General features: G+C 60.2%; 5 protein-coding genes. All 5 read right to left on the bottom strand.

Annotated elements, in window-relative coordinates; genetic code table 11:
* Positions 1 to 387: 387 nt before the first annotated feature.
* Positions 388 to 810, bottom strand: coding sequence for a hypothetical protein (locus VNX23_RS11075; protein WP_325629940.1), 423 nt, complete (start codon positions 808 to 810; stop codon positions 388 to 390).
* Between the two features lie 434 nt (positions 811 to 1,244).
* Positions 1,245 to 1,976, bottom strand: a complete 732-nt coding sequence (locus tag VNX23_RS11080; protein ID WP_325629942.1) for a transporter substrate-binding domain-containing protein — start codon at positions 1,974 to 1,976, stop codon at positions 1,245 to 1,247.
* 251 nt (positions 1,977 to 2,227) lie between these two features.
* Entirely contained in the window at positions 2,228 to 3,211 is a 984-nt protein-coding gene (locus VNX23_RS11085) for an ABC transporter substrate-binding protein (protein WP_325629944.1), read from the bottom strand.
* A gap of 96 nt (positions 3,212 to 3,307) precedes the next feature.
* Positions 3,308 to 3,583: an ABC transporter substrate binding protein gene (locus tag VNX23_RS11090; protein WP_325629946.1), complete on the bottom strand. Its 276-nt coding sequence runs from the start codon at positions 3,581 to 3,583 to the stop codon at positions 3,308 to 3,310.
* 48 nt (positions 3,584 to 3,631) lie between these two features.
* Positions 3,632 to 4,247, bottom strand: a 616-nt coding sequence (locus tag VNX23_RS11095; protein ID WP_325629948.1) for a hypothetical protein, incomplete at its 5' end; no start/stop codon positions are given.

Here is a 4,247-nt window from a genome sequence, read left to right on the forward strand (position 1 = left end):
TATCCTGAGCAGGACGCGGCCATCGCTGCGCTAGGAGCGCATTTCGGTCTCACACTCGATCGCCACCGCTGCTTCCCCTACGGCCGCTAAGGAGCCTGACAAGTATCGCTGCTTGATTGGAGCGATGTCGGCTCATGTGAAGGTTTGCGGATGCCGGCCCCATGAAGGTGGCGCGGCCCGCACCGGGGCCGGCGTACGCAGACCTCCAAAGGAGGAAACCGCGGGAGGTATGTTAGGACCGCTTCGGGTCAAAATCGGACCTCGGACTGTGCCTGAGCTAGGTCCGCTTATCCCCGAATAATAGAAGCGCGGCGACCGCAGTCGGAGGTCCGTTTGGTGCCATGAGCCGACATCGCTCCAATCAAGCAGCAATACTTGTCAGGCTCCTTAGCGGCCGTAGGGGAAGCAGCGGTCGCGATCGAGTGTGAGACCGAAATGCGCTCCCAGCGCAGCGATGGCCGCGTCCTGCTGAGGATAAGGGTCGGCATTGGATGCGGCAACGATGATGATCCGGAACCCGCCGCGATCTTTGCCACCCGGTGGCAGCATCGCTGTAGTCAGTGCATTGCCCTCCCTGTCGCGCAACGTGAGGAAAAGCGGCATCTCTCGCTGTACATGGGCCTCGAGGCCGATGTCGCGCTCGATCGCGTTGGGCCGCTCCGGACGCCAGGACCGGACTGCCTTCTCCCGCTCGCGGCGGAAATATTTCTCGACTGTGTGGCTCATCAGGCGCGACTCATGCGCCGCTTCACCTTCCGTCTCGATACGGAACCAGGTCTTACCCTTCGGCGCGTCGCAAACATACTGCATTTCGCCCGTCCTGCGATCGCCGCAATTCTAGGACGGCGGGCATGCAAAGCCAATAAGAGATTCGCTCCCGTGTATAACGCTGCACGATCGTATAATGGGAAGTTCGGCTGCAACACCGCGCGACTATTGCCTGAGAGGCGATGGTAGAGCTCCGATCTGATGAAGCTTCGCAAAGCGGTCCGGTACGCCCAGCCTAGAAAAATCTGTTCACTGCAACGTCCGCTTCGGGTTTTCGCGACCGGGTCGAGCCAGCAGCAAGTTCGGCCATGTCCGCTATGGCCCGATAGCAACCAAATTCCGCTACTCAGCGAAATGACGTGATGGGCCAATAGCGGAAGTGAGGTGCTTCGCGGACCAGCCAACGACGGCGACACGTCGAGGCCGAGCGCGTGGCGGGCCGAAGCTCACCCATCACGGCACGGTTGTAAACGACGCTACAGGTCGCGCGGTCTTGCAGAAGGAGCGACTTCGACGCCTTGAAGGCCGGCTGCCCCAATCGAGCGCTTCACTACGCCAGAAACCTTGGCTTGCTCGATGAAGTCGCTGACATAAGCCAACCAACCGGAATTGCCCTTCGGCACCAGTGCCGCAAAGGTCATGGGGCCGAAGCCATCGTCCAGCACCCGCGATCCAGGCAACTTGGGCACGTCGGCGAGCAGGGTTGGACGAGGCGCTGCACGCGCTTCGGCGCCTCCAGTGCGTAGAAGTTCAAGCGCAGCGGCTTGAGATTCAGTCCTGATCAATTGCGCCCGCTTTAGCGCGCGGGTCAGTTGTAAATCCGAGCCATCGTTCCGAGGCGTGACGATGCGGATGCCGGGCTGGTCGGCATCGGCCGCGCTGCGAAGCGAAGATCCGGCAGGCACCATGTAGGTGAAATCACTACGAATGTACGCGGGCGTGTAGTCTACCACCTCGGCTCGCGACGAATCGAAAGCGAGAAACGCAACGTCCCACGCATTGCTGGCCACGCCTTCGATAACTGCGCCAGGCCTCGGATACTCAACAAAAACGATCTCGACTCCCATGTGCGCTGCAAGCGCGCGGCCGAGGTCGACCGCGGGTCCGCTCAGATCGCCGCTTGCTGCATCCTTGAGTGCTATCGGGGCCGCCCCGACTCCGACGCCCACTCGAAGCTTCCCGGCATTGATGATGTCCGCAGTGATCATCGGCAGGCTCCTTTCTTGACCGTTCTAGGATTGAAAGATTTCAGCTTCTCCGTCTAGCGCCTAGCATGGCTCCGCCGTACGCCGCACCGTCGCGCCAGTCTGAACTTCCGGTTTGGGTCATTCGCGACTGAACGGCCCAGCCCGGGCTGCCATCCAATGTCCGCTATTTCCCGATAGCGACCAAGATTGCGCGGCGGTGCAATATGTCGCAAAGGGCCAAAAGCGGCCTCATGCGCTGCAGCAAAAGTCTCTCATTCGATCACCCGATCGGCAAGTGCGAGTAGCTTCGCTGGAATTGCAAGCCCGAGCGCCCTCGCGGTCTTGAGGTTGATGACCAACTCGAACTTGGAAGCTTGAAAGACCGGTAAGTCGGCTGGCTTCTCGCCCTTGAGAATGCGGCCCACGTAAAGTCCCACCTGTCGATATGCTTCCGTTAGGCTGGCTCCATAACTTATGAGCCCGCCAGCTACGATGAACTCAGGCGATGCGTACATCACCGCAATCGCATGGTGTGCCGCGAGCGCAACTATTTGCTCGATCCGGCTATTGAAGAAAGCATCGTTACCGACGAGCAGCGCCCCGGTTCGCGCTTGAACTAGGCTCTCGAAGGCGGCGGCGATTTCCCGGTCGGTGGTGGCTTTCAAAATTTGAATCCGTATCCCCATGGCAGGGGCGGCCGCCAACACGTCTCTCGTAACCAGCTCGTCAATCATCGAATTGGTCGGGTTCCCAAGAAAGCCAATTGTCGTGGTGCTGGGCACCAGCTCGTGCAATAGCGCGAGCCCCTTGGCGGCCAACTCGATGTTGAGCTGATTTTGGCCCGTGAGGTTGCCGCCAGGTCGATTGAGACTTGCGACAAGACCTTGCTGCACCGGGTCAGCGCCGACACTAAAAACAATTGGAATGGTGGTGGTCGCAGCCTTTGCCGCAAGTGTCGAGAGATGGCCGGGTGTGACGATCACGGCCACCCGCATTTGGATCAGCTCAGCCACCAATGTGGGTAGTCGATCAGGTTGGTTTCCGTGCCAGCGGTATTCGATCGTTAAATTCCGGCCCTCAACATAGCCGGTTTCGTTCAACCCGCGCCGAAGGCCGGTCAGCCGGGAGGCATCGGATTCTGCCGACCAAATACCCAAATATCCGATCACCGGCATCGCCCGCTGCTGCGCATGGACCGCGAGCGGCCACGCGATGGCCGAGCCGCCGAGCAGAGTGACAAAATCCCGTCGCCTCATGGGTCGTCCCTAGCGAGGATCACACCCTACCACACCATCCCATGAGCAGCACCGCTGCGCGTCACAGCAAATTCGGCGGGCGATGTCTAAGTTGGGTCATTCGCGACCAATTCGAGCCAGCAACAAGCACGACCATGTCCGCTGTGCCCCGAAAGCGACCAAATTCTGCAACGCAGTGAAATGTCGCGATAGGGTCGGCACGCGCAAGAAGCGTCGGCTGAATTTGTAAACCGTGATGTTGCCGCCCGGCCTTGCCAAGCTGGCAACGAAGCCCGGGCCGACTGGATCGCCTCTCGCGGCCATAACGATTGGAATCGAGATCGTGGTGTTCCTGACTGCTTGTACGCCCGACGTAGCCAGCGCCACGATCACATCGATGCTCCTTCCACTTCAGCGATCCGCCTTCCGTTGCAGAAGCCCTTATGCGCCATGCGTCCACAGCTCGATCAGCGCCTTAGCCTCGTTGATTTCGGGCATTTCCACAGTCGGCGAAAAGCCATTGAGGGCTGGCGTGAGAATGGCGCAGGCTTCGGCGGCGCGGCCGGTCGATTGGTAGAGCTTGGCGAGTGAAAGCGCGGCGAGCAACTCGTAGCTACGAGCACCTTGCTGCTTTGCGACCGCGATGGAGGTTTGGAAGGCCTCTTCGGCGGGAGCGGAGTTCTCGGGTTCTCGCTTCAGCAGGCATTCACCGCGCAGCCGATGGAGGTACGGGTCGGTGAAATGCTCCTCCGTCTCATCCGCCATTGCCAACCCCTGGTCGATCTGCATTAGGGCCCGGTCGTAACCACCGGTCATGGCCTCGAGTTCTGCAAGCATTCCGTAAAAGGATGGAGCGCTGCTCGTGTTGCCTAGACCTACATACGACTCGAGCGCCTGCCTGAGCCCAAGCGCCCCAGACTCTGGATCGACTTGTCGGCCACGAACCCAATTCGCTAACACCTGACCCACGTCAGCGTAAGTCCTCAGATTGTGCTCTTCCGTCAGTGCGAGTAAGGGCTCGACGGCGAGGCGCGTAGACGAGAAATCGTCGCGGCGG

This window comes from Bradyrhizobium sp. (assembly GCF_035570375.1).
Lineage (GTDB): Bacteria > Pseudomonadota > Alphaproteobacteria > Rhizobiales > Xanthobacteraceae > Bradyrhizobium.